The organism is Mycobacterium shunyiense (assembly GCF_058270035.1).
Window position 1 is genome coordinate 134,102 of sequence record NZ_JBZDPT010000040.1, and the last position, 21,390, is coordinate 155,491.

At 67.3% G+C, this 21,390-nt stretch carries 24 protein-coding genes and 1 riboswitch; of the genes, 15 read left to right on the forward strand and 9 right to left on the reverse strand.

Going from position 1 to position 21,390, the window contains the following annotated elements; all coding sequences use genetic code 11:
* Positions 1–19: 19 nt before the first annotated feature.
* Genes AC4ELS_RS21965 through AC4ELS_RS21980 form a run of 4 tightly spaced genes read left to right on the forward strand, consistent with a single transcriptional unit; the run spans position 20 to position 4,576 of the window.
* Positions 20–1,222 (forward strand): ABC transporter substrate-binding protein, encoded by a 1,203-nt coding sequence (locus tag AC4ELS_RS21965; protein WP_499049310.1) that lies wholly within the window; start codon positions 20–22, stop codon positions 1,220–1,222.
* The gene (locus AC4ELS_RS21970; RefSeq protein ID WP_498885443.1) at positions 1,219–2,259 is read left to right on the forward strand and encodes a FecCD family ABC transporter permease; all 1,041 of its coding nucleotides are present in this window, start codon (positions 1,219–1,221) and stop codon (positions 2,257–2,259) included. The genes AC4ELS_RS21965 and AC4ELS_RS21970 overlap by 4 nt, the downstream gene beginning before the upstream one ends.
* Entirely contained in the window at positions 2,256–4,001 is a 1,746-nt protein-coding gene (locus AC4ELS_RS21975; RefSeq protein ID WP_499049312.1) for an ATP-binding cassette domain-containing protein, read from the forward strand. The genes AC4ELS_RS21970 and AC4ELS_RS21975 overlap by 4 nt, the downstream gene beginning before the upstream one ends.
* The gene (locus tag AC4ELS_RS21980) at positions 3,998–4,576 is read left to right on the forward strand and encodes a DUF7676 family protein (RefSeq protein ID WP_064959364.1); all 579 of its coding nucleotides are present in this window, start codon (positions 3,998–4,000) and stop codon (positions 4,574–4,576) included. The genes AC4ELS_RS21975 and AC4ELS_RS21980 overlap by 4 nt, the downstream gene beginning before the upstream one ends.
* A gap of 7 nt (positions 4,577–4,583) precedes the next feature.
* On the opposite strand, the gene AC4ELS_RS21985 is transcribed toward AC4ELS_RS21980, so the two are convergent.
* From AC4ELS_RS21985 to AC4ELS_RS21995, 3 genes are all read right to left on the reverse strand, one after another.
* Positions 4,584–6,356, reverse strand: coding sequence for a PPE family protein (locus AC4ELS_RS21985; RefSeq protein WP_499049314.1), 1,773 nt, complete (start codon positions 6,354–6,356; stop codon positions 4,584–4,586).
* A gap of 34 nt (positions 6,357–6,390) precedes the next feature.
* Positions 6,391–6,574, reverse strand: a riboswitch (cobalamin riboswitch).
* A gap of 298 nt (positions 6,575–6,872) precedes the next feature.
* The gene (locus AC4ELS_RS21990; RefSeq protein WP_448445905.1) at positions 6,873–8,393 is read right to left on the reverse strand and encodes a flotillin family protein; all 1,521 of its coding nucleotides are present in this window, start codon (positions 8,391–8,393) and stop codon (positions 6,873–6,875) included.
* A gap of 73 nt (positions 8,394–8,466) precedes the next feature.
* A complete protein-coding gene (locus AC4ELS_RS21995; protein ID WP_499049316.1) occupies positions 8,467–8,961 on the reverse strand; it encodes an NfeD family membrane protein in 495 nt (164 codons plus the stop codon).
* Between the two features lie 329 nt (positions 8,962–9,290).
* On the opposite strand from AC4ELS_RS21995, the gene infA reads away from it, so the two are divergent.
* From infA to truA, 8 genes are all read left to right on the forward strand, one after another.
* A complete protein-coding gene (gene infA, locus AC4ELS_RS22000; protein ID WP_003418601.1) occupies positions 9,291–9,512 on the forward strand; it encodes a translation initiation factor IF-1 in 222 nt (73 codons plus the stop codon).
* Between the two features lie 85 nt (positions 9,513–9,597).
* A complete protein-coding gene (rpmJ, locus tag AC4ELS_RS22005) occupies positions 9,598–9,711 on the forward strand; it encodes a 50S ribosomal protein L36 (RefSeq protein WP_003879483.1) in 114 nt (37 codons plus the stop codon).
* Positions 9,712–9,920: 209 nt separating this feature from the next.
* Entirely contained in the window at positions 9,921–10,295 is a 375-nt protein-coding gene (gene rpsM / locus AC4ELS_RS22010; RefSeq protein ID WP_044519236.1) for a 30S ribosomal protein S13, read from the forward strand.
* A 5-nt stretch (positions 10,296–10,300) separates the two neighbouring features.
* On the forward strand, positions 10,301–10,717 hold the full coding sequence (gene rpsK, locus AC4ELS_RS22015) for a 30S ribosomal protein S11 (RefSeq protein WP_448445900.1): 417 nt from the start codon (positions 10,301–10,303) through the stop codon (positions 10,715–10,717).
* Between the two features lie 31 nt (positions 10,718–10,748).
* Positions 10,749–11,354: a 30S ribosomal protein S4 gene (gene rpsD / locus AC4ELS_RS22020; RefSeq protein ID WP_055109864.1), complete on the forward strand. Its 606-nt coding sequence runs from the start codon at positions 10,749–10,751 to the stop codon at positions 11,352–11,354.
* 74 nt (positions 11,355–11,428) lie between these two features.
* Positions 11,429–12,484, forward strand: coding sequence for a DNA-directed RNA polymerase subunit alpha (locus tag AC4ELS_RS22025; protein WP_019347690.1), 1,056 nt, complete (start codon positions 11,429–11,431; stop codon positions 12,482–12,484).
* Positions 12,485–12,544: 60 nt separating this feature from the next.
* Entirely contained in the window at positions 12,545–13,099 is a 555-nt protein-coding gene (gene rplQ / locus AC4ELS_RS22030) for a 50S ribosomal protein L17 (protein ID WP_064960030.1), read from the forward strand.
* Positions 13,100–13,115: 16 nt separating this feature from the next.
* Entirely contained in the window at positions 13,116–13,985 is an 870-nt protein-coding gene (truA, locus tag AC4ELS_RS22035) for a tRNA pseudouridine(38-40) synthase TruA (protein ID WP_064960031.1), read from the forward strand.
* Positions 13,986–14,000: 15 nt separating this feature from the next.
* Here truA and AC4ELS_RS22040 read toward each other — a convergent pair whose 3' ends face one another.
* From AC4ELS_RS22040 to AC4ELS_RS22060, 5 genes are all read right to left on the reverse strand, one after another.
* On the reverse strand, positions 14,001–14,672 hold the full coding sequence (locus AC4ELS_RS22040) for a cutinase family protein (RefSeq protein WP_499049478.1): 672 nt from the start codon (positions 14,670–14,672) through the stop codon (positions 14,001–14,003).
* A gap of 65 nt (positions 14,673–14,737) precedes the next feature.
* Positions 14,738–15,391, reverse strand: coding sequence for a cutinase family protein (locus AC4ELS_RS22045; protein WP_448446060.1), 654 nt, complete (start codon positions 15,389–15,391; stop codon positions 14,738–14,740).
* 75 nt (positions 15,392–15,466) lie between these two features.
* Complete coding sequence (locus AC4ELS_RS22050; protein WP_064960032.1) at positions 15,467–16,147, reverse strand: cutinase family protein; 681 nt, start codon at positions 16,145–16,147, stop codon at positions 15,467–15,469.
* 24 nt (positions 16,148–16,171) lie between these two features.
* A complete protein-coding gene (locus AC4ELS_RS22055; protein ID WP_174554289.1) occupies positions 16,172–16,834 on the reverse strand; it encodes a cutinase family protein in 663 nt (220 codons plus the stop codon).
* A gap of 25 nt (positions 16,835–16,859) precedes the next feature.
* Positions 16,860–17,897, reverse strand: a complete 1,038-nt coding sequence (locus tag AC4ELS_RS22060; RefSeq protein WP_448445895.1) for an EamA family transporter — start codon at positions 17,895–17,897, stop codon at positions 16,860–16,862.
* Positions 17,898–17,988: 91 nt separating this feature from the next.
* Here AC4ELS_RS22060 and AC4ELS_RS22065 point away from each other — a divergent pair, with 91 nt between their 5' ends.
* Positions 17,989–18,540: a CGNR zinc finger domain-containing protein gene (locus tag AC4ELS_RS22065; protein WP_064960034.1), complete on the forward strand. Its 552-nt coding sequence runs from the start codon at positions 17,989–17,991 to the stop codon at positions 18,538–18,540.
* A 19-nt stretch (positions 18,541–18,559) separates the two neighbouring features.
* Here AC4ELS_RS22065 and AC4ELS_RS22070 read toward each other — a convergent pair whose 3' ends face one another.
* Positions 18,560–19,174: a TetR/AcrR family transcriptional regulator gene (locus tag AC4ELS_RS22070; protein WP_064960035.1), complete on the reverse strand. Its 615-nt coding sequence runs from the start codon at positions 19,172–19,174 to the stop codon at positions 18,560–18,562.
* A gap of 73 nt (positions 19,175–19,247) precedes the next feature.
* Here AC4ELS_RS22070 and AC4ELS_RS22075 point away from each other — a divergent pair, with 73 nt between their 5' ends.
* Together AC4ELS_RS22075 and AC4ELS_RS22080 are read left to right on the forward strand one after the other, a co-directional pair.
* Entirely contained in the window at positions 19,248–20,429 is a 1,182-nt protein-coding gene (locus AC4ELS_RS22075) for a M28 family metallopeptidase (protein ID WP_448445892.1), read from the forward strand.
* On the forward strand, positions 20,426–21,388 hold the full coding sequence (locus tag AC4ELS_RS22080; protein ID WP_448445890.1) for an enoyl-CoA hydratase/isomerase family protein: 963 nt from the start codon (positions 20,426–20,428) through the stop codon (positions 21,386–21,388). The genes AC4ELS_RS22075 and AC4ELS_RS22080 overlap by 4 nt, the downstream gene beginning before the upstream one ends.
* Positions 21,389–21,390 lie beyond the last annotated feature (2 nt).

The following is a 21,390-nucleotide window of genomic DNA, read 5'->3' on the forward strand; positions in this document are numbered from 1 at the left end:
AGGAAGCTGATGCACGCCCATGCCCCGTGCGTTGTGGGTGGCACGTGCGCTGATGACGGCGCTGGTCACCATTGCGGTCGCCTCGGCGGCCGGTTGCTCGGCCGAGCACGCCACCGTCACCGACGGCGCGCGTCCCGGTTGCATCACCGGCTTCGATCCGGCCGCCGACTACTTCCCGGACAAATCGACCCTGTCCGAGGCCACCAACTTCCGCCTCGAATACCACCGCAGCTACCAGATCCTGACCGTGCAGCGCCCCTACCTCGGCGGACAGCCGGTGTCGTATGTGCTGGTGCGCTGCGGCGCCCCGGCCCCCGAGCTGACCGGCGAACTCGCACACGCCCAGCAAATCACCGTCCCGGTACGCACTGTGTATTCGGGTTCCACCACCCATCTGGCGATGATCACCGAACTCGGTCAGGCCGATGTGGTGACCGGGGTATCCAGTCCTCCCGAGGTTGCCGATCCGCAGATCCGTAGCCGCATCGATGCCGGCGCGATCGTCGGCTACGCCCCGGGCGGGCAGCTCAACATCGAGTCGGTGCTGCAGGCCGGCCCCGATGTGCTGGTCACCGAGGGCGTGGACGACCCCGGTTATCCGAAGTTGCGTGAGACCGGAATCCCGGTGGTCGCCGACGCCGAATGGCTCGAGCCCACCCCGCTGGGCCGCGCCGAATGGATCAAAATGTTTGCGGCACTGACCAGTACCGAACGCCAGGCCGAGCAGACCTACCGCCAGATCCGTGATGGCTACCACGCGCTGAGCGCCCGGGCCGCCGCGGCCAGATCGGTCGATGTCCTGGTGGGCGCCATGTATTCGGGCAACTGGTCGATGCCCACCGGCGCCAGCTACCCGGGCCGGCTGGTCGCCGACGCCGGCGGGACCTACCCCTGGCTCAGCGACACCGGCGCGCAGAACCGGCAGCTGAACTTCGAATCGGTCTACGCCCGCGCCGGGAACGCACCACTGTGGCTGGTCACCGATAATTGGAAAACCGTGAGCGACGCGGCATCCCAAGACAGCCGCTACGGCGAGCTCGCTGCCGTCCGCGATGGTCAGGTGTGGTCGGCCACGAAGGCCGTCGACCAGAACGGCCGCAACACCTACTGGGAGCGCGGAACGGCGCGGCCGGATCTTCTGCTCGGCGACCTGGTGGCCATCCTGCATCCCGAGCTGGCACCCGGCCACGACTTCGCGTTCTACCGCCAGGTCCCTCGGTGAGGGCCCGGACTCCGCTGGTTCTGACGGGCCTGGTCGTCGCGGTCGTTGTGCTGGTCCTGCTGAGCCTGGCGCTCGGCCCGGTCCGCGTGCCGCTCGCCGACACCGTGCGGGTACTGCTCGGCGCCGAGGCTTCCGACCCGCGCTGGCAGGTGATCGTGGCGAACATGCGACTACCCCGGGTGCTCACCGCGCTGGCCGCCGGGGCCGCGCTCGGAGTCGCCGGGCTACAACTGCAGACACTGTTCCGCAACACCCTCGCCGATCCCTACATCCTGGGGGTCAGTTCCGGTGCCAGCCTCGGCGTGGCGCTGGTCGTGCTGGTCGGCGGCAGCGCCGGCGCCGGGTTCAGCGCCGGGATGGCCGGGGTCGGCCGCGCCGGGTCGGTGGTCGCGGCCGCGGTGGGTGCCGCCGCGATGCTGACGCTGGTGCTGGCGCTATCGCGCTGGACGCGCTCGCCGGCCACCCTGCTGCTGATCGGGGTGATGCTGGGCGCAGCCAGCACCGCACTGGTGAGCCTTGCGATGGTCTATTCCGACCCGCAACGGGTGCAGCAATTTCTGCTGTGGGGACTGGGCAGTTTCGCCGGAACCGGCTGGGGCGACCTGCGACTGTTACTCCCTCTGATCGGCGGCGGGCTGGCCACCGCTGCTCTGACGATCCGGCCGCTCAACGCGCTGCTGCTCGGTGAGAGCTACGCGGTGACCATGGGTATCAACGTCCGGCGAGCCCGGATGGTCACGGTCGGGTCGGCATCGGTGCTGGCGGGCGTGACGACGGCATTCTGCGGACCGATAGCGTTCCTCGGCCTGGTGGTCCCACACCTGGCGCGCATCGCCCTCGGGACCTCCGACCACCGCGTGGTGGTACCCGCGGTGACGTTGCTGGGTGCCGTGGCCGCCCTGGCCTGCGGGATCGTCAGCCAGGTGCCGGGCAGCGATCTGGTGATTCCGGTCAACGCGGTCACGGCGCTGGTCGGGGCGCCGGTGGTGATCACCGTGCTGCTGCGGGCCCGGCGAGGCTCGGGGATGCTGGCATGACCAATCCTGCAGTCGAATTGGCCGGCCTGAGCATCGGATACCGCCACCGCCGCCAGGTCAGCACCGTGGCCACCGGACTTGATGCGCAGGCCCGCCGCGGCGAGCTCACCGTGCTGATCGGCCCCAACGGCGCCGGCAAATCCACCCTGATCCGGACCCTGGCCGGGCTGCAGCCGGCGCTCGGGGGCCAGGTGCTGCTCGACGGGACCGACCTGACCAAGCTGCCTCGTGACGAACTGGCCCGACAGGTCGGCGTGGTCCTCACCGAACGGATCGACCCGGGCTTGCTGTCGGCGCGGGAACTGGTGGGGCTGGGCCGAATTCCGCACCTGGGCCTGGCCGCCCGGCTGGGTCGCGCCGACGAGGAGATCGTGGACTGGGCACTGGCAGCCACCGGCGCCGGGCACCTGGCGTCGCGGTCGGCCGCGGAACTGTCCGACGGCGAGTGCCAGCGGGTGCTGACCGCGCGTGCGCTGGCCCAACAACCCGGCCTGCTGATCCTCGACGAGCCGACCGCATTCCTGGATGTGTCCGCGCGGGCCGCGCTGTTCGGACTGCTGCGCAAGCTGGCCCGTGACCAGCAGCTGGCGGTGGTGCTGAGCACCCACGACCTGGAACTGGCATTGCGGGTCGCCGACCGGGTGTGGCTGATGGATCGGTCGGGCACCCTCACCGACACCATCGGCGAGGAGCTCATGGTGTCCGGGCGCATCTCGGCGATGTTCGGCAACGACACGCTGCACTTCGACCCGGCCAGCGGCATGTTCACCATCGTCGACGACGGCGACCATCGCACCGCTCGCATCGAAGCCGCTGAACCCTTGCGTTCGGCAGTGACGCGCGTGCTGTCCCGGGAGGGCTGGCGGGACGGAGACAGCGCCGAGATCATCCTCACCGCAACCGATGTCGACACCATTGCCGTGCGCACCGTGGCCGGTGCCGAGATAGTGGCACTGCGTGACCTGCCGCAGCTGCTGCGGAGCGTGCCCGCCGGCTCACACTGCTGCGTGCAGGCCGACCAGGTGGCGTCGGCGCTGGCGCAACTATCCACGGTCAGTTCCTATTTCGCGGTGTCCACCGGGCAGATCCCGGACGGCGACTGGCGCCCGGTCGCCCAGCTGTACACCGACGAGCAGCTGCTGGCCGGCGTGGTCGAGCGGGTCCGGGAGCGCATCGGGGCACCGGATCTGCGCGTCGCGGTGTCGACGTTCTACTTAGGTTTCGCCGCCCGGCTGTGGTCGATCGGTCTGGGCGGGCTCGCCGAACACGGCCTGCTGGTGGACCTGCATCGTGATCAGCTCTGGTTCAGCGAATCCGGCGGCTCGGTGCGCTTGCACCTGCGCCATCCCATCGCCTGGCGGGCAGCCGATTCCGAACCCCTGCTGGCCGACATGATCCTGCGTGACCACCTGGTACCGCTGGTCGACGCGGTCCGACGGCTCGGCCCGATATCGCAGCGGCTGCTGCTCGGCAATGCCGCCTCCGCGCTTCTGGGTGCCGCCCGTGCGTTGAGCCGGCATCACGGCGGCGAACTCGCGGCCGAGCCGGGCTGGATTCTCGCACGCGGCCTGTTCGACGACGAACGGCTGAGCGGCACAATATCTTTCAATGGATCGAGCACCGATTATCGGCGCACCAGTTGCTGCCTGTTCTATCGCACGCCCGACGCCGGGTTGTGCGGTGATTGCACGCTGACCCACAAACCCGAGACCGATTCACGTTTGGAGAAGGGATCCACATGACTGACACCACCGCTGAGATCGTCGCCGATCCGCCGATCGTCGACACCGAAGACCGTGGCCGCGAACAGGTGTGGCCGTTGCCCACCGATCAGGACAGCCTGCTGGATTTGCTGCACCTGTGCTTCGACGAGTACTGGGACGAGATCTGGTTCGGGATCATCATGCAGGGTGCCGCCTGGGAAGTGGCCGCGCCCAACGCACCACGCAAGATCGCGATGCTCGACGGTTATGCCACCATCGATTTCGGTCGCTGGCACTTCCACCTGTGCATCGGAAAGCACCGCGCCAGCGGCCGCGAGCTGGGCCAGATCCGCCGCTGCAGCCGCGCCGAGCTGTACCGCTCGATCGGCAAGGAAGGCAACCCGATGTCGTGGGGGGTGCGGCTCTACAACGGGCGCGACGAGCAGATGATGACGGTGATGCTGCCCAACCCGTTCCTCACCAATGTCCAGCAGATCCGTGACGAGCCAGAGTGGGGCCAGCTGGAACTGTGGGACAAGCTGCGCGAGAAATACCTCGGCCTGGGCCCGGATCAGTTGGACCGCAGCGGGAATCAGATCCGCTGCGGGGGCTGATCGCCGCTCAGCTGTTGTCCCGGTCGGCCGGCCAGGTGTTCGGAAGCAGCGGACTGACAGCGCCACCGCCGAACTCATCCTCGGTCAGCGCGGCGAACCCGGCCGGTGACGCGGTGCCCTCCCGTGGGGCGGAACCGGCGAAGCCGAGCCTTCCGGCGCCGCGGCCCGAGGGCATGGCCACCGGATCGGGCACCAGGTCCTGATCCAGGTACATGTACTTGTGTCCGCGCCCGTGCATCCCGACTTTCTCCCGGCGTCGGCGATGACGCGGTGCCGCAGCATCTTCCTCAGGCTCGGCCACATCAGCTTCGTCGGCGGCCGGCTTGGAGGCCGCCTTCTTGCGGGTTCTGCTCCCCGCCGCGCGACGGGCACCCATGTCCAAGCCGCCGACCATGTACCCGTAGGCGGGCATGGACACCGACGGCGGACCAGCCGGCGTCGGCGGCGGGGCAGGCGGCGGTGCGGGGGCTGGGGTAGCTGTCGGCGTCGGTGTCGGCGCGGGTGCGGGGGCTGGCGCAGGGGCCGGTGCAGAAGGTGACGGCTGAGCCATTGCCAGGCCGGCTGACGGCGCGGGCGGAGGTGGCGGCGCTACCACGGCCTCCGTCGTGGCATGGTGCGCCAGCGCCCCGACCCCCAGGCCGCCGACCACTCCGACCGGGGCCAGCGCGGTCGTGGCGGCCAGCGCCGGCAGCAACGCGGGGAGCAACGCCGTCTGGGTGATCGTGTAGTTGAGCAACTGGATGGTGTTGCCGATCGTGGACCCGATGATCTCCACCATCACCAGTGGGATGACCACACCCAGGGCCTGGGGATTGAAAAGCGCGGTGTACAGGACCGCGATCAGGTCGTCGATGATCACCTTGCTGGTGAACACGATGTAGGACACCGGGTCCAGTGGCACCGAGAAGATATAGGCCAGGGTGGCGGGGTTGAGATAGCTCAACGGGTTGCCGGTCCAACCCAGCCACGACCCCGGCACCCCGATTGGTGGCAGCAGATTCGATCCGTTCTGCAGCCCGGCGAAGAAATCGGCCAGCGGATCCGGGATACCGGTGTAGCCGATCTTGTTGAAGAACTCCTGCAGCTCGACGTAGAGCGGATACTGGCTGCTGTCGGGATAAGGCGCTTGGGGGACAAAGCCTTCGAGCCAATTGGCGAAGTCGGTGAACCACTGCGGGGCCTCCGGCGCGGTTTCCGGGGCCGAGTCCGCACTGTCCAGCGTCTTGAGCATCGCGGGCTCTACCTTGAGCATCGGGGGCGCCGCCTCGAGCTGTGGCACCGAGGTCACCGAGGCGTCCGCCGTCGCCTCGTAGGTGGTCATCACCGCGGCGGCCTGTGCCCACATCCGCGCATAGTTGGCCTCGTTCAGCGCTATCGGAATGGTGTTGACACCAAAGAAATTCGTGCCCACCAGCACCGCGTGTGCGGCGTGGTTGGCGGCCAGCTCAGCCATGGTCGGCATGGCCGCCAGGGCGCTGGCATAGGCCCCGGCGGCGGTCTGCAGCGCGGCGGCCGTCGACGTGGCCTGGGCTCCGGCGCGTCGTAGCCACGCCAGATAGGGGCCGTTGGCGGCCACGTACGCCTCCGCGGATGGGCCCATCCAGATCTCGGACTGGACTGCGCCCAGTACTGCGGTCAGCTCGTCGGCGATGGAGTTGTAGTCCGCCGCCAACGTGGACCACGCTGCGGCGGAGGCCAGCAATGAGCCGGCGCCGGGGCCGGCGGACAACAAGGACGAATGGACCTCAGGCGGCGACGCCGCCCAGACCGGGGCAGGCAAGGGGACCAGCTCTCTTCGGGGTACACCGCCCCGCGTCGAAGGATGCGACGATGTGAGTGTCCTGACTCTCGGATCAACGCTCGCCTCGCCTTCCAGCTCCGTTGAGAGCCGTGGCTGTTGAGGGTCGCTCCCCGATCACAGTGGCGGGACCGTGCCGGATTTACACCGGCTTCCTGCACCATCGTTGCCGTACCGGGGCATTGTCGCATGTCACTGGAAGACGCAATAGCTGACGCGCGCGTCGCCCGATCGCCCAACCGATCTGCCTTTGGAACGTTGTTGCGGGAGTTGACCTTCGGCCATGCCCGCCAACTTGAGTCGGTCATTAGGTGAACACCTGAGGCAACCGTGCCGACCAGCACACCCCGGTGGCGGGGACGTCACGGTGCGCCACGACGACCTGTACGCGGGCGCGCGCCCGACCGGCCGGTGGGCATCGGGCCCGAACCCGCCTGACTCAGCGTCCCGGTAGCCGAAGTCGGTTCGCTTCCTCGACGCTGAATCAGTCCTGCGCGATCAGTCCTGCGCGTCGGCCTTGTCAGCATTCCGGTTGAGCATGGCCGCCACGTCGATGCCCGAGGCCTTGAGCGACTCCAGGATGTTGGCCACCGCGAGCGGGCTGATGCCGAGCAGGCTCCCGACCGCGCCCTGGGTGTCGCCAGACCCGCCGATGATCGACAGCCGGTCGATCTCGGCCAGCGGTGCGGCCGCCGCCTCGGTCGCCTTGACCACCGAGGCGAGCACGTCGGGAAGCATCAGCAGGCGCGCGGCCTCGGCCGTGTAGCCGTTGAGCGCCGCGGCGATCTCCTTCTTACCGTTGGCCTCGGCCAGCAGTTTGGCCTCGATACCGGCGGCCTCGGCCTGTTGCTCGACCCGCAGGGCGTCGGCCAGTTCCTTCTTACCGGCGGCCTCGGCGACGAGCTTGGCCTGCAGGCTGTCGGCCTCGGCTTGCTTCTCCACCCGAAGGGCGTCGGCGGCCGCCTTGCGGGCGTCGGCCTCGGCCTGACCCTTGCGCCGCTCGGTCTCGGCTGCGGCCTCGGCGGCCAGGATCGTGGACTGGCGCTGGCCTTCGGCGATCGCGATGTCGGCCTGTCGCTTTGCCTCGGCAGGTGCGATCACGTCGGCCTGCAGGGCAGCCTGGGCCTGTTCGGCGCGGCGCTGCTCCACCTCGATGCGGGCCTGCACCCGGGCCGCCTCGGCCTGCTCCGTGGCAATGCCGACGTCCTTCTGGGCGCGGGCGTTGGCCAGCGGTCCGGCCTGGTCGGCCTGGGCGTTCTCGGCCTCGGTCTGCGCGCGCAGCCGGGCCAGCTCGACGTCGCGCTTCTGGTTGGCGGTGGCGATCGCGGTGTCGGCCTCGGCCTGCGCGATGGACCCCTCCTGGCGGGCCTTGGCCGACTGGATCTGGGCGTCGCGCTCGGCCTCGGCGGTGCCGACCGTGGCGTCCCGCTTGACCTCGGCGATGCGGCGCTGGCCGAGCGACTTCAGGTAGTCGTTGGCATCGGAGATGCCGGCGATCTTGAGGACGTCGACCTCCATGCCGATCCGGGCCAGGTCACCGCCGGCCTCCTCGACCACGCTGCGGGCCAGGCTGTCGCGGTTGGAGTTGAGGTCCTCGACGGTCATGGTCGCGGTGATGCCGCGCAGGCTGCCGGCCAGGATCTCGTTGATCTGACGCTGCAACTCGTTGAGGTCGGAGGTCAGGAAGCGTTGCACCGCGGTCTGTACGGCCTCGTCGGCCGAGCCGATGCGCACCAGCCCGACGGCTTCGACGTTGACCGGCACACCGTTGTTGGACAGCGCGTTCTGCAGGTTGATGCTGACGTTGAACGGTTCCAGGCTCATGATGTCCACCCGCTCGATGCCGGGCATCCGGAACCGGGCACCGCCGCGGACCACCTTGGGGGTGCCGCGTCCGGTGAACACGGCCACCTCGTTGGGCGGCACCTTGATGTAGTTCTTGACGTAGATCAACGGCAGCACCACCAGGATGAGGATCGCGGCGATGGCGGCGAGGACGACGATGAGCAGCAGGGACACTGTGGTGCCTTTCTCGGTGGGGCAGCGCTCGGGTGCAGCTCAGGTTTCTGGAACTGCTCAGGTTGCTGGAAGCTCAGGTTTCTGGAACTGCGACGATGTGGACGAAATCCGGATCGATGTCCGCGATGTAGACGCGCGTCGCCTTGGGCAGGGCGTCGGCCTCGTCGCTCTTGGCGCGGGAGAACACCCGGTTGCCGTCGGCGTCGACGAAGGAGATCTCGCCCCAGCCGCCCGGCGGGACTTCGAGGGTGACCGTGCCGAGCAGGCCGACATAAGAGGACCGGCCCTTGTGCGAGTTGGACTGCTGGCGGCGCATGTAGGGCAACAGCAGGCCGTTGAGGGTGAACACCAGCACGACCGCGCAGGCCGCGGCCAGGGCTGCGGACCAGATGGCGCCCAGGCCCAGCCAGGTGCCGATCAGGCCGCCGGTGCCGGCGCCGAGTAGGGCGACCGACAGGCCGGTCAGGCTCAGGAAGGGCATGCCGTCGCCGTGCCCGACATCGGCGAGCAGCAGGGCGGCCAGTACAGCGATGCCGCCGACGACGAACGCGGCCAGGTACACAGCCATCACGTGCTCGTGTCTCCATTCGCCGGGTGCGCGGATCAGTCCGTACCATTCTCGCTTGATTCGTGGCTTCTCGGCGCACCAATATTCGGGGCAGATCGAGGTCGCCGGACTGATCAGCCGTGATTTTGGTACTGGCCGCCGAGCGGGTATTGTGGACCAACGGTGCGACTATCGCGCCGACTTTTTGCGTGCCCCGTCTTGGAACTGCTGAATTTCTGCAACTTCGCCTCGATCCGGCTCACGTTTTGAAGTTGGTCGGTTGCAGCACCACGACGGGCTGCATTGAGACTGATGAAGCTACGAAACGAAAGCAAGGATCGCCGAAAAGTATGGCCAAGAAAGACGGTGCCATCGAGGTCGAGGGTCGCGTGGTCGAGCCTCTGCCCAATGCGATGTTCCGCATTGAGCTGGAGAACGGACACAAGGTCTTGGCCCACATCAGCGGCAAGATGCGGCAGCACTACATCCGCATCCTGCCCGAGGACCGCGTAGTGGTGGAGCTCTCGCCCTACGACCTGTCCCGGGGCCGCATCGTGTACCGGTACAAATGACCCGATAGAAGCCCGACCAGTAACGACGAGAACGGTGACGTGCGCATGCGCATGACACCAACAAGCCAGAAGGATCGAAACAGCCGTGAAGGTGAACCCGAGCGTCAAGCCCATCTGCGATAAGTGCAGGGTGATCCGCCGGCATGGGCGGGTCATGGTGATCTGCAGCGATCCCCGCCACAAGCAGCGGCAGGGTTAGTCAGGACTCCCTTCGGGAGCCTTGATCGACCACGTTGGATCACAACACAACTGAATGATGAACTCCCAGCACCACTGAGCGGATACGCCGCTCATACGAGATGAGCACTCATCCACGTCCGGTACGGAGGCCGGACCCCGGAGAGCCCTTAGGGGCTGAAGGGAACGGGCTGGGACCAGACCTCCGCAGAAAAGAAGGAACACCGCCACATGGCACGCCTCGTGGGCGTCGATCTTCCGCGCGACAAGCGCATGGAGATCGCGCTGACCTACATTTTCGGCATCGGCCGTACCCGTTCGAACGAGATCCTCGCCGCGACGGGCATTGACAAGAACATGCGCACGAAGGACCTGACCGACGATCAGGTGACCGTTCTGCGTGACTACATCGAAGGCAACCTCAAGGTTGAGGGTGACCTGCGCCGCGAGGTGCAGGCCGACATTCGCCGCAAGATCGAGATCGGCTGCTACCAGGGCCTGCGGCACCGCCGTGGTCTGCCCGTGCGTGGGCAGCGCACCAAGACCAACGCGCGTACCCGCAAGGGCCCCAAGCGCACCATCGCCGGCAAGAAGAAGGCTAGGTAACCCCGATGGCACCCCCGAAAAAAGCTGGGCAGGCTTCGAAGCGCGGTAAGACCACCCGTCGCCGGGAAAAGAAGAACGTCCCGCACGGCGCCGCTCACATCAAGAGCACGTTCAACAACACGATCGTCTCGATCACCGATCCCCAGGGCAACGTCATCGCCTGGGCGTCGTCGGGTCACGTCGGCTTCAAGGGTTCGCGTAAGTCGACCCCGTTCGCCGCACAGCTGGCCGCCGAGAACGCTGCCCGCAAGGCGCAGGAGCACGGCGTGAAGAAGGTCGACGTGTTCGTCAAGGGTCCGGGTTCGGGCCGTGAGACCGCCATCCGCTCGCTGCAGGCCGCCGGTCTCGAGGTGGGCGCGATTTCCGACGTCACTCCGCAGCCGCACAACGGCTGCCGTCCGCCCAAGCGGCGCAGGGTCTAGGTCGGCTCGGGAAAAGGATTAGGTAAAGAAAATGGCTCGTTATACCGGACCCGCCACCCGCAAGTCGCGCCGTCTCGGCGTCGACCTGATCGGTGGAGACCAGTCGTTCGAGAAGCGCCCCTACCCGCCCGGCCAGCACGGCCGCGCGCGGATCAAGGAGAGCGAATACCGCACCCAGCTGCAGGAGAAGCAGAAGGCTCGCTTCACCTACGGCGTGCTGGAGAAGCAGTTCCGCAAGTACTACGAAGAGGCCAACCGCCAGTCGGGTAAGACCGGCGAGAACCTGCTCCAGATCCTGGAGAGCCGCCTGGACAACGTGGTGTACCGCGCCGGCCTGGCGCGCACCCGCCGGATGGCCCGTCAGCTGGTCAGCCACGGCCACTTCACCGTCAACGGTGTCAAGGTGAACATCCCGAGCTACCGGGTGTCGCAGTACGACATCATCGACATCAAGGAGAAGTCGCTCAACACCCTGCCGTTCGAGCTTTCTCGGCAGACTGCGGGTGAGCGTCCGATCCCGTCGTGGCTGCAGGTCGTCGGGGAGCGTCAGCGCATCCTCGTCCACCAGCTGCCGGAGCGCGCGCAGATCCAGGTGCCGCTCGCCGAACAGCTCATCGTCGAGTTCTACTCGAAGTAATGACCTACCGGTCACCCGACCGGTAGGTACCAGACGGCATCAAATAGCGGGTGCCGAGAAGGAGAAGAAACACCATGCTGATCTCTCAGCGACCCACACTGTCCGAGGAAACCCTCGCCGACAACCGCTCCAAGTTCGTCATCGAGCCCCTGGAGCCCGGTTTCGGTTACACGTTGGGTAACTCGCTGCGGCGCACGCTGCTGTCGTCCATTCCGGGCGCAGCGGTCACGAGCATCCGCATCGACGGTGTGCTGCACGAGTTCACCACCGTCCCCGGCGTCAAGGAAGACGTCACCGACATCATCCTGAACCTCAAGGGCCTGGTCGTGTCCTCCGAGGAGGACGAGCCGGTCACCATGTACCTGCGCAAGCAGGGCCCGGGTGCCGTCACCGCCGGTGACATCGTGCCCCCGGCCGGTGTGACGGTGCACAACCCGGACATGCACATCGCCACCCTCAACGACAAGGGCAAGCTGGAGGTCGAGCTCGTCGTCGAGCGCGGTCGCGGCTACGTCCCGGCCGTGCAGAACAAGGCCTCGGGCGCTGAGATCGGCCGTATCCCGGTCGATTCGATCTACTCGCCGGTCCTCAAGGTCACCTACAAGGTGGAGGCCACGCGTGTCGAGCAGCGCACCGACTTCGACAAGCTGATTCTCGATGTCGAGACCAAGAACTCGATCAGCCCGCGTGACGCCCTGGCGTCGGCCGGCAAGACCCTGGTCGAGCTGTTCGGTCTGGCACGGGAACTCAACGTCGAGGCCGAGGGCATCGAGATCGGCCCGTCGCCGGCCGAGGCAGACCACATTGCCAGCTTCGCGCTGCCGATCGACGATCTGGACCTGACCGTCCGTTCGTACAACTGCCTCAAGCGCGAGGGTGTGCACACGGTGGGCGAGCTCGTCGCCCGCACGGAGTCCGACCTGCTGGACATCCGTAACTTCGGCCAGAAGTCCATCGACGAGGTGAAGATCAAGCTGCACCAGCTGGGTCTCTCGCTCAAGGACAGCCCGGCTACGTTCGATCCGTCCGAGGTCGCCGGTTACGACGCCGCCACCGGCACCTGGACCGCGGATGCCGGCGGTTACGACCTGGACGACACCCAGGACTACGCCGAGACCGAGCAGCTCTAAAGAATTACCGTCCCGGTCCTACCTGATACGGGGACCGGCCCCATTTAGGAGATAGTCGCAATGCCCAAGCCCACCAAGGGTGCTCGCCTCGGCGGGTCGTCCTCACACCAGAAGGCGATCCTGGCCAACCTGGCTACGTCGTTGTTCGAGCACGGTCGCATCAAGACGACCGAACCGAAGGCCCGGGCGCTGCGTCCGTACGCCGAGAAGCTGATCACCCATGCCCGCAAGGGTGAGCTGCACAACCGCCGCGAGGTGATGAAGAAGATCCGCGACAAGGACGTCGTGCACGTTCTGTTCGCCGAGATCGGCCCCTTCTTCGCCGATCGCGAGGGTGGCTACACGCGCATCATCAAGGTCGAGAACCGCAAGGGCGACAACGCCCCCATGGCTGTCATCGAGCTGGTGCGGGAGAAGACCGTGACCTCCGAGGCCGACCGCGCTCGTCGTGCGGCCGCCGCGCAGGCCAAGGCTGCCGAGGCTGAGGCTCCCGCTGAGGACGCTGTCGAAGAGGCCGCGACCGAAGAGGCGACCGAAGAGACTGTCGCTGAGGAGGCTCCGGCCGACGAGGCGTCCGCCGATGAGGCAGTCACTGAGGATGAAGCCAAGTCCTAACCAGGCATTGAACGACATGCCCGCCATCGATTCCGGTGGCGGGCATGTCGCTTCTGTCCGCCTGCGGCTCGATATCGCATACGACGGCACCGATTTCGCGGGCTGGGCGGTGCAGATCGGTCAGCGCACCGTGGCCGGGGTGATCGACGAGGCACTCTCGACGGTGTTCCGCGCGCCGGTGGTGACGCGTACCGCGGGCCGTACCGACACCGGGGTGCATGCCACCGGTCAGGTCGCCCATGTCGACATCCCCGTCGATGCCGTCGCGCATGCCTATCCGCGCACCACCCGCCCGGGTGACGCCGAATTCACCCCGCTGGTGCGTCGATTGGCGCGATTGTTGCCGACCGATGTCCGGATCCGCGACATCGTCCGGGCGCCTGCGGGTTTCGATGCCAGATTCTCGGCACTGCGCCGGCACTACACCTACCGGTTGAGTCTCGCCCCCTACGGGGTCGAGCCGTCCGAGGCGCGGTTCGTCACCCCGTGGTCGAAGTCCCTGGATCTCGACGCGATGGCCGCCGCGTCGCAGGAGTTGGTGGGGCTCAACGATTTCGCGGCGTTCTGCCGTCCCCGCCCGGGAGCCACCACGATTCGTGACCTGCAGCGGCTGGAGTGGGTGCGTGACGGGCACTATGTGACGGCGTATGTCACCGCGGATGCCTTCTGCTGGAACATGGTTCGCTCGTTGGTCGGCGCGATTCTGGCGGTGGGGGAGGGCAGGCGTTCAGCTGACTGGACCGCCGGGCTCCTGGGTGAGTCGAGCCGCTCCAGCGATTTCGCCGCCGCACCTGCGCGTGGGCTCACGCTCGTTCAGGTCGACTATCCGCCCGATGATGAACTGGCCGGCCGGAACACCGTCACCCGGGACCTGCGTACGCTCTGAGAACCTCGGGCGCCCTCAGAGTCGGGCGGCGACAAACTTGGCCGCCTGCGCCATCATCCCCGAGCGGATGTAGCCGGGTGCCAGATGGTCCTGCCAGCCGGCCCGCCAGTTGTACGGGCTGCTCGGATTGCACACCGGGTCGTCACTGTGGCACAGGTCGATGGTCCGACTCTGATATGTGGGGTTCAACAACGTGATCGGGCCTGCCCAGTTGGCACCGTTGCCGAACAGCGCCACTGCGGCGATGTGCCGATCGGTGCCACGCGGTAGCGGACTGTTGAAGGTGAACGCCGAAACCGGCATGGCCAGAACCAGGTCGGTGGCGGCGGCGCCCAACGAGTAACCGCCCAGCACGAGCTTGGTCCTCGGACAATTGCGCGTCATCCACTGCACGTGCCGGCTCATGTCGTTGGCGCCCACGTCAACCTGGGTGTCCGCCGGGTAATTCACCGGATAGAAGCTGATGTTCGGGCCTCGGAGGGCTCGGAGAGTCTTGATGAATGCGGTGCCGACCTGACCGGGGCCCGGGGGTTCCATCCGGCCGCGGGCGAACACCACTTCCGCCGGTGGACACACGGCACCGTTGGCAACGCCAATCATGCTGGGAGCTACCGTCATCGGCGTCATGACGGCGGCCAGGGTGGTGATGAGCGCGGTGAACATCCGGCGGACGATCACGCATTCGATGGTATTGACGACGACGTCGAGAATAGGTGCCGGTCAGGCAACGATCCGGCGACGGTCGACGTCGGTCAGATGCGACCGGTCACGAAATCCGCGGCCTGGTTGACCATCCCGCCGTCGATGTAGGCGCCCGCCAGGTGATCGGGCCAGTTGTTCTTCCAGGTGTCGGGATCGGCCGGGTTACAGATCGGGTCGGCACCGTGGCACAACTCGATGGTCCGGTCGGCATAGACCGGGCTGAAGCGCGTGATGGGACCGACCCACGCGGCGCCGTTGCCGAACAGGGCGACCGCGGCGATGTGCCCGTCGGCACCTGCGGGCAGCGGAGTCTTGAAGCCGAAGCCGGTGAACGGAACGGCCAGCACCACGTCGGCGACTGCGGCGCCCAACGAATACCCGCCGATCACCAATCGGGTGTCCGGGCAGTTGTTCATCATGTACTGGATGTGCTGGCTCATGTCGTTGGCGCCGATGTCGACCTCGCTGTCGGCCGGATACTTGACCGCATAGACGCCGATGTTCTTGTTCGACTTGGACCGCAGGGCACTCACGAACGCGTTCCCGAGAGTGCCGACCCCGGCAGGTTCGGTACGGCCACGGGCGAAGACGACCTCGACCGGAGGGCATGGGGCGGCGTTGGCCACGGCGACGGAGCCAGGCACGACAGCCGCGGCGGCGGGCAGGACGACAACGGCCGCCGCGAAAATGACAGCTACACCGATCCAGCGCCGAAGCCGTCGGGCTACGTGGCTGGTCGCAGGGAGTTCGACCACCTCAGCGATGGTAGCGGACGCGGCCTACAACAGTCCGGCGACGAAGTTGGCGGCATCGTTGGCCGGGCCTTCATACGCCCGGTGTGCCTGAACGCTGTCGCCGTCACCGCAGATCGGATCGCCGGGGTTGCACAGGTCGATGGCGCGGCCCCCGTACACCGGGCTGGAGGTCAGCGGCAGACCGAGTTTCGCCGACGGGTTACCGAAGACGGCGACCGCGGCGACGTGCTCCGGGACGTTCGGCGGCAGCGGTGCGTTGAAGCCGACGGCCGGGAACGGAACGGCAGCGATCACGTCGATCACCGCGGCGCCCTGGGAGTAGCCCCCCAGCACCAGCCGGGTATTGGGGCAGTTGTCCACCATCCACTGGATGTGGCCGGAGGCATCGTTGGCGCCGCCGGCTGCGGCCAGGAAGTCGAAGCTGGCCGGATAACTCACCGCGTAGGCGCCGACCGAACGGCCGCCGACCTTGTTGCGCAGCGAACTGACGAACGCGTTGCCGATCCGCCCGAGACCCGGGGTGTCGTTGGTGCCGCGGGCAAATACCACCTCGATGTCGGGGCAGTCCGCGGCTTTGGCCGAAGGCAGACCTACGCCGAGCCCGGGTGTGGAGGACGGCACCAGAACCGGTGCGACGACGGCAGCAGCAGCGGTGAGCGCTGCTGCCGCAAACACGGCGCAGCGACGAACAAGATCAATGGCCACACCAAATCCTAACGTCTGTTTTGACTAGACGATTCCTGCGACGAAGTTGACGGCCTGATCTGCCATGCCGACGTAGTCGCTGTGCGCGAACGGGTTCCGGCCGCGCGAACAGATGGGATCCCCGTCCTTGCAGATGTCGATCGCCTTGCCTCCGAACACCGACGAGGTGATCGGAATGCCGAATTTCGCCGACGGGTTGCCGAATACGGCAACGGCAGCGACCTGGGGCACAAGATCGCCTGCGAGCGGCGGTGCGGATCCGATCTCTCCGACCCTGTTGCCGAGCGGGGGGATGCCGGCCAGCATGTCCACGACCGCGGCGCCCTGCGAGTAGCCGCCGAGTACGACCTTGGTGGACGGGCAGGAGGACGCCAGCGTGGCAATACGGTTGGCAGCGTCGTTGGCGCCGTCGGCGGCGGCCAGGAAGTCGTAGCTGGCCGGGTAGTTCACCGCGTAGGTGGAGACCGTACGGCCGCCGAGTCGGGAGCTCAGCCCGTCGGCGAATGCCTGGCCCGGCCGGCCCAGTCCGGGCAAGTCATTGGTCCCGCGGGCGAAGATGACCTCTACGTCGGAGCATGGTTCGGCCGTGGCGGGCGCGGCGAACACCAGCGGAAAAGCTGCGCTGACCAGGGTTGAGACGATCGCGGCCACCCGGGCCGACTTCCGGAGGAGACTCACGGGCAACATAGTCACACAAAATGGTTAGCCGCGGCTAATCGTTTGCCCCGTCGGACGTCTCCTGCATGGCCATATCGGGCCAGGTCGCCCGCTCGACCTGGGTGGGCGCTTCCGGGTCCGCCTGCTCGCCGCGGTCACCCTGGCGGGCCACTGCGAGACCGACCAGTACGACGGCGCCGCCGATCGCCTGGCTCACCGACATCGCCTCGCCGAGCATGACCCAGGCGATGAGGACCGCGAACAGCACCTCGGAGAGCCCGACCAGGGAGGCAAAGCGTGGCTTGAGTTTGGCGATCCCGACGATGCCGAGCGTGTAGGCCAGGGCGGTGGGGATCAGGCCGAGTGCGATCACCGGCACCAGCCACGAAGTGGTGTGTCCGGCAAGGGTGACGGGGTTGGTGGTGAAGATCAGTGGCATGACGCCGGCGACGCCGAGGAGCGCCACGGCCGTGGTCCCGATGATCAGACCACCGGCAGCCAGGCTGATCGGGCTGAGCCCGTCGCCGTCGGTACTGGCCTTGTTGGACATCATGAAGTAGCAGGCGGCGCACACTGCAGCGGCCAGGCCCCAGCTCACGCCGGCGAGGTTGATCTGGGCGCCGCTGAACACGTCGAGCACCAGGACGATGCCGGCGATGGCGACGGCCACGCCGCCGAAGGTCAGCGCGCTGGGGCGGTGCCGGGTGGTGGCCCAGACCCAGCCGACGACCAGGATCGGGGCGGTGTACTCCAGCAGCAGCGCCACACCGACGGACAGGTGTGCGACGGCGTTGTAGTAGCAGAGCTGCGCGCCGGCGATCGGGATCAGGCCGTAGCCGATGACTGTCTTGGCGTGCCCGAGCACTTCGCGGATCCAGCCGGGCCGGACGACGCCGGCGAACGCGGCCATCATCAGCGCACCACCGGCCAGCCGGGCCGTGACGGCGGCGGTGGGGCTCCAGCCGGACTCCATCAGGGCTTTGGCGAACGGGCCCGATGAGCCGAACGCCAGCGCGGAGCTGACGGCGAACAGCAGGCCGAGCCGGAAGCGGTTGTCTGCGGTCGTGCGGTCGAGCTGGGCTTCGGCAGTCATCGGTACACCCCCCTGGGACGTGTCATGAGTAAAATCGATTTTGGTAATGACAGTAGGGTTGACGGTACGGCGACAGGGGGTCATGAGTCAAATGCTTTTTACCTATGACACGGAGCTCACGCTTCGGGCTGCGATGGTGTTGGTGAACACCGATCGGGTAGAAGGCGAACAACTGTCTGACCAGGCCGACCTGAGTGCCTATCTCGATGACTTCGGCTGGACCGGACGACGCGACCGAGACGACGCCGAGCTGGCCGCGGTGCGCGCACTGCGCGGGCGCATCGGGGAGGTCTGGGCGGTGGCCGACGACGAGGAGGAGGCGGTCCGTCGGGTCAACGCCCTGCTGAGTGACACCAAGGCGGCGCCGTGGCTGACGCGGCACAAGGAGATGCCGGAGTGGCACCTGCACCTGGCGTCGGTCGACGATCCGCTCGCGCAGCGGATGGGCGCCGAGATGGCGATGGCGCTGGCCGACCTGATTCGTGGCGGCGAACTGCGTCGGCTCAAGATCTGCGCCGCCCCGGACTGTGAGGCCGTGCTGACCGACCTGTCGCGGAACCGCTCCCGCATTTTCTGCGATACCGGCAACTGCGGTAACCGCCAGCATGTCGCGGCCTACCGGCAGCGTCAGCGCGAGGACTGAAACGCCCTCTACGCGTACTTCACGCGGTTTCTGCCGCTGAGCGCATGCCGCTCAACAGCGTGAACAGGACAGCTTCGACGTCCTTGGCGGTCTGGTCCGGATCGCTTCCGGCCGCGATGATCAGTACCGAATTGCAGAACAGGCTGAACAAGACGTCCGCAGCGGTCGCCACCGGTACGGGGACGGCTTCGCCCGTTGCAATGGCGTCGGCGAGCGTAGCCCGGATCAGGGGCAGCGACATTTCCTCGTCCAGTTCGCGGACCCGGTCCCAGCCCAACACGCCGACGGCCTGCCGGAGCAGCATCCGAGCATCATCGTCATCGACATAGCCACGCAGAAAAGCCCGCGTGGCGACCTCCACGCGTTGCCACGCGGTGGTGTCGGGCGGCATCGACGCGACGGCGGCTTGGAGCACCGAGGCCTGGGCGCCGCGGAACACCTCGGCGAAGATCTCCTGCTTGTCCCGAAAGTGGTGGTAGACGGCGCCGTTGCTCGATTCGGAGGCGCGGGCGATCTCGTCGATCGACGTCGCCTCGAACCCCTTGGTGACGAACAGGTGGCGTGCGGCGTCGAGCACTGCCGTGCGCGTGAGCGCCGCGCTGATGTCGCGCCGGCGGGGCTTGACGGAGCTCATAGAGGCGAGCATAGTGGCCGACTATAAATCGGTAACAGAGTGCGACTCTGTGAAACGGAAAGCGGGAGGCGCTATGGATTCGGTGGGGGAGTTCGACGGGCCGGCCGACGTCGGCGCGATGCGTCGCGACGTGGAGCAACTGGTCAGGTTCGATCGCCGAACTGCGGGTGAGGGGGAGCGTGCCTCGGCGCGTTACCTCGGTGAGCGCTTGCACGGGCTCGGCGCCAAAGATGTCGCGACCTCTACATTCCGCAGCCAGACATCCTGGGCCCCTGCGCATCTCGTGCACCTTGCGATCGGCGCCGGCCTCGCGGCGCTTCGGCATCCGGTGGCGCGGTGGGGAGGTGCGGCGATCGCGGTGTCTTATGAGCTGGAAGTCTCGGGACGGCTGCAGTGGGCGCGTCGGCTCTTGCCGGCGCGACGCGGCGTATCGGTGTGGGCGCGGATTCCGGCGGCAGGTCATTCGCGTCGCACGGTGGTGCTCTGTGCCCATCACGATGCTGCGCACATGGGCGCAGTGTGGCATCCGTATGCCGTCGCGGCGAGCCGCCGCCTGGCCGCGGCCACCGGCCACGCGGTGCCCAGTCACGCCATCCCGTTGACGGCACTGGCGGCGGCCGCGATCCCGTCCCGCCGGATCAGGTTTGCTGCCGGCGCCGCCTTGGCGGCGAGTGCAGCGCTCATGGTGCAGTCGATGGGAAGTCGGACCGCCCCGGGGGCCAACGACAATGCCTCGGGCGTTGCCGCTGTGCTCGCGCTCGCCGGCCAGTTCGTAGCCTCACCTCTGCCGGAAACCACTGTGCTGGTGGTGTTTCCGGGTGGCGAAGAGGCCGGAAACACCGGAATCAAGGATTGGCTCCGCCGTCATCGGAGGCAACTGGACCCCGACCACACCCTGGTGATCAATCTCGACTCGGTCGGCAGTCGTGGGCCGATGGTCGTGTCTGCGCGAGAGGCGTTGACGAACACGCTGGCGGCAGATGCGGTCGAGCGGGCCCATCGCGCTGCCGCCGAACTCGGTTTGGACCTCGAGCAGGTCAGCTTCCCCAATGCCACGGACGCGGCGATCATGACCCACGTCGGCCTGCCTGCGGTCTCGCTACTGTCCGTCGAGGACGGTTGGGTGAGCCACCTGCACCGCCCGTCCGACACCGTGGACAACGTCGACTGGACCACGGTGAGCAACGCTGTCCGCCTGGCCGGGCAGATCGCCCGAACCTGGGTGCGGGACGTACGGGATGTCGTCGCGGCATGAGTACCTCGCCGCGACTGGTCACCGATCAATCCGATCGTGTGCTCACGGTGACCTTCAACAACCCGCCCCGACACTTCTTCGATGAGCCGATGAGCATCGAATTGGACCGGCTCACCAGGGAATTGCGCCGCGATTCGACAATACGGGCGGTGGTGTTCAGGGGCAGCGATGACACCTATCTCACTCATTTCGACGTACCGTCACTGCTCCGCGGAGCCGAATCGGTGCCGGTCAGCGTCGGCTACGGCCCGGCCCGGGCCGTCATCGCGGGTGCGCGGGTGGCCGTCGCCAACCGGAGTGTGGACGCCGTACTGCGTCGAACCGCTCTGCGGAACACTTTGTTCCTGGCCCGGACCTACCGGTCCCTGGACCGGCTGTCCCGGCTGGATCAGGTGGTGATCACCGAGATCAACGGTCTCGCCCTCGGGATGGGAGCGATCTTCGCGCTGGCCTGCGACATCCGAATCATGGCGGATGACACCAAGATCGGCTTGGTCGAGTCAGGAATCGGCCTGCTCGCCGGGGCCGGGGGAACCCAACGTCTGACCCGGATCGTGGGGGCGGCGGCCTCCGTCCAACTGCTGCTCGACGGGAGCTGGCTCACGGCTGGCGACGCGGCCCGACTCGGCATCGTGCACCAGGTTTGCCCACGAGAACGACTGCGCGCAAGCACGGTAGAGCTCGCGGATCGCCTGGCGGCCAGACCGCCGGCGGTCACTCGGGAGATCAAACGCGCGGTCTATGACTCGAGCACCAGGCCGGGAGTTGCCTCGATGCGGCGCGAAGCCGCGGGGTTGGTCCGGACGCTCACCGATCGCGAAACAAAGCGGTCGATGGCCGCCTACCGTGACTATCTCGCTACCAACGCACCATTGACCGATGAGGTGATCCTGCGTGGGTGGGAACGCGTCGGGATTTCGCGCCACACCATTTCGCCCTCCAGTCCTTCAGCCCGATAGGG

Excerpts from the sequence above, each read along its gene's own strand:
- AC4ELS_RS21965 (WP_499049310.1), top strand. The coding sequence starts at position 20 with ATGCCCCGTGCGTTGTGGGTGGCACGTGCGCTGATGACGGCGCTGGTC.
- AC4ELS_RS21975 (WP_499049312.1), top strand. The coding sequence starts at position 2,256 with ATGACCAATCCTGCAGTCGAATTGGCCGGCCTGAGCATCGGATACCGC.
- AC4ELS_RS21980 (WP_064959364.1), top strand. The coding sequence starts at position 3,998 with ATGACTGACACCACCGCTGAGATCGTCGCCGATCCGCCGATCGTCGAC.
- AC4ELS_RS21995 (WP_499049316.1), bottom strand. The coding sequence starts at position 8,961 with ATGGCTGTGTACCTGGCCGCGTTCGTCGTCGGCGGCATCGCTGTACTG.
- infA (WP_003418601.1), top strand. The coding sequence starts at position 9,291 with ATGGCCAAGAAAGACGGTGCCATCGAGGTCGAGGGTCGCGTGGTCGAG.
- rpsM (WP_044519236.1), top strand. The coding sequence starts at position 9,921 with ATGGCACGCCTCGTGGGCGTCGATCTTCCGCGCGACAAGCGCATGGAG.
- rpsK (WP_448445900.1), top strand. The coding sequence starts at position 10,301 with ATGGCACCCCCGAAAAAAGCTGGGCAGGCTTCGAAGCGCGGTAAGACC.
- rpsD (WP_055109864.1), top strand. The coding sequence starts at position 10,749 with ATGGCTCGTTATACCGGACCCGCCACCCGCAAGTCGCGCCGTCTCGGC.
- AC4ELS_RS22025 (WP_019347690.1), top strand. The coding sequence starts at position 11,429 with ATGCTGATCTCTCAGCGACCCACACTGTCCGAGGAAACCCTCGCCGAC.
- rplQ (WP_064960030.1), top strand. The coding sequence starts at position 12,545 with ATGCCCAAGCCCACCAAGGGTGCTCGCCTCGGCGGGTCGTCCTCACAC.
- truA (WP_064960031.1), top strand. The coding sequence starts at position 13,116 with ATGCCCGCCATCGATTCCGGTGGCGGGCATGTCGCTTCTGTCCGCCTG.
- AC4ELS_RS22055 (WP_174554289.1), bottom strand. The coding sequence starts at position 16,834 with ATGTTGCCCGTGAGTCTCCTCCGGAAGTCGGCCCGGGTGGCCGCGATC.
- AC4ELS_RS22060 (WP_448445895.1), bottom strand. The coding sequence starts at position 17,897 with ATGACTGCCGAAGCCCAGCTCGACCGCACGACCGCAGACAACCGCTTC.
- AC4ELS_RS22065 (WP_064960034.1), top strand. The coding sequence starts at position 17,989 with ATGCTTTTTACCTATGACACGGAGCTCACGCTTCGGGCTGCGATGGTG.
- AC4ELS_RS22070 (WP_064960035.1), bottom strand. The coding sequence starts at position 19,174 with ATGAGCTCCGTCAAGCCCCGCCGGCGCGACATCAGCGCGGCGCTCACG.
- AC4ELS_RS22075 (WP_448445892.1), top strand. The coding sequence starts at position 19,248 with ATGGATTCGGTGGGGGAGTTCGACGGGCCGGCCGACGTCGGCGCGATG.
- AC4ELS_RS22080 (WP_448445890.1), top strand. The coding sequence starts at position 20,426 with ATGAGTACCTCGCCGCGACTGGTCACCGATCAATCCGATCGTGTGCTC.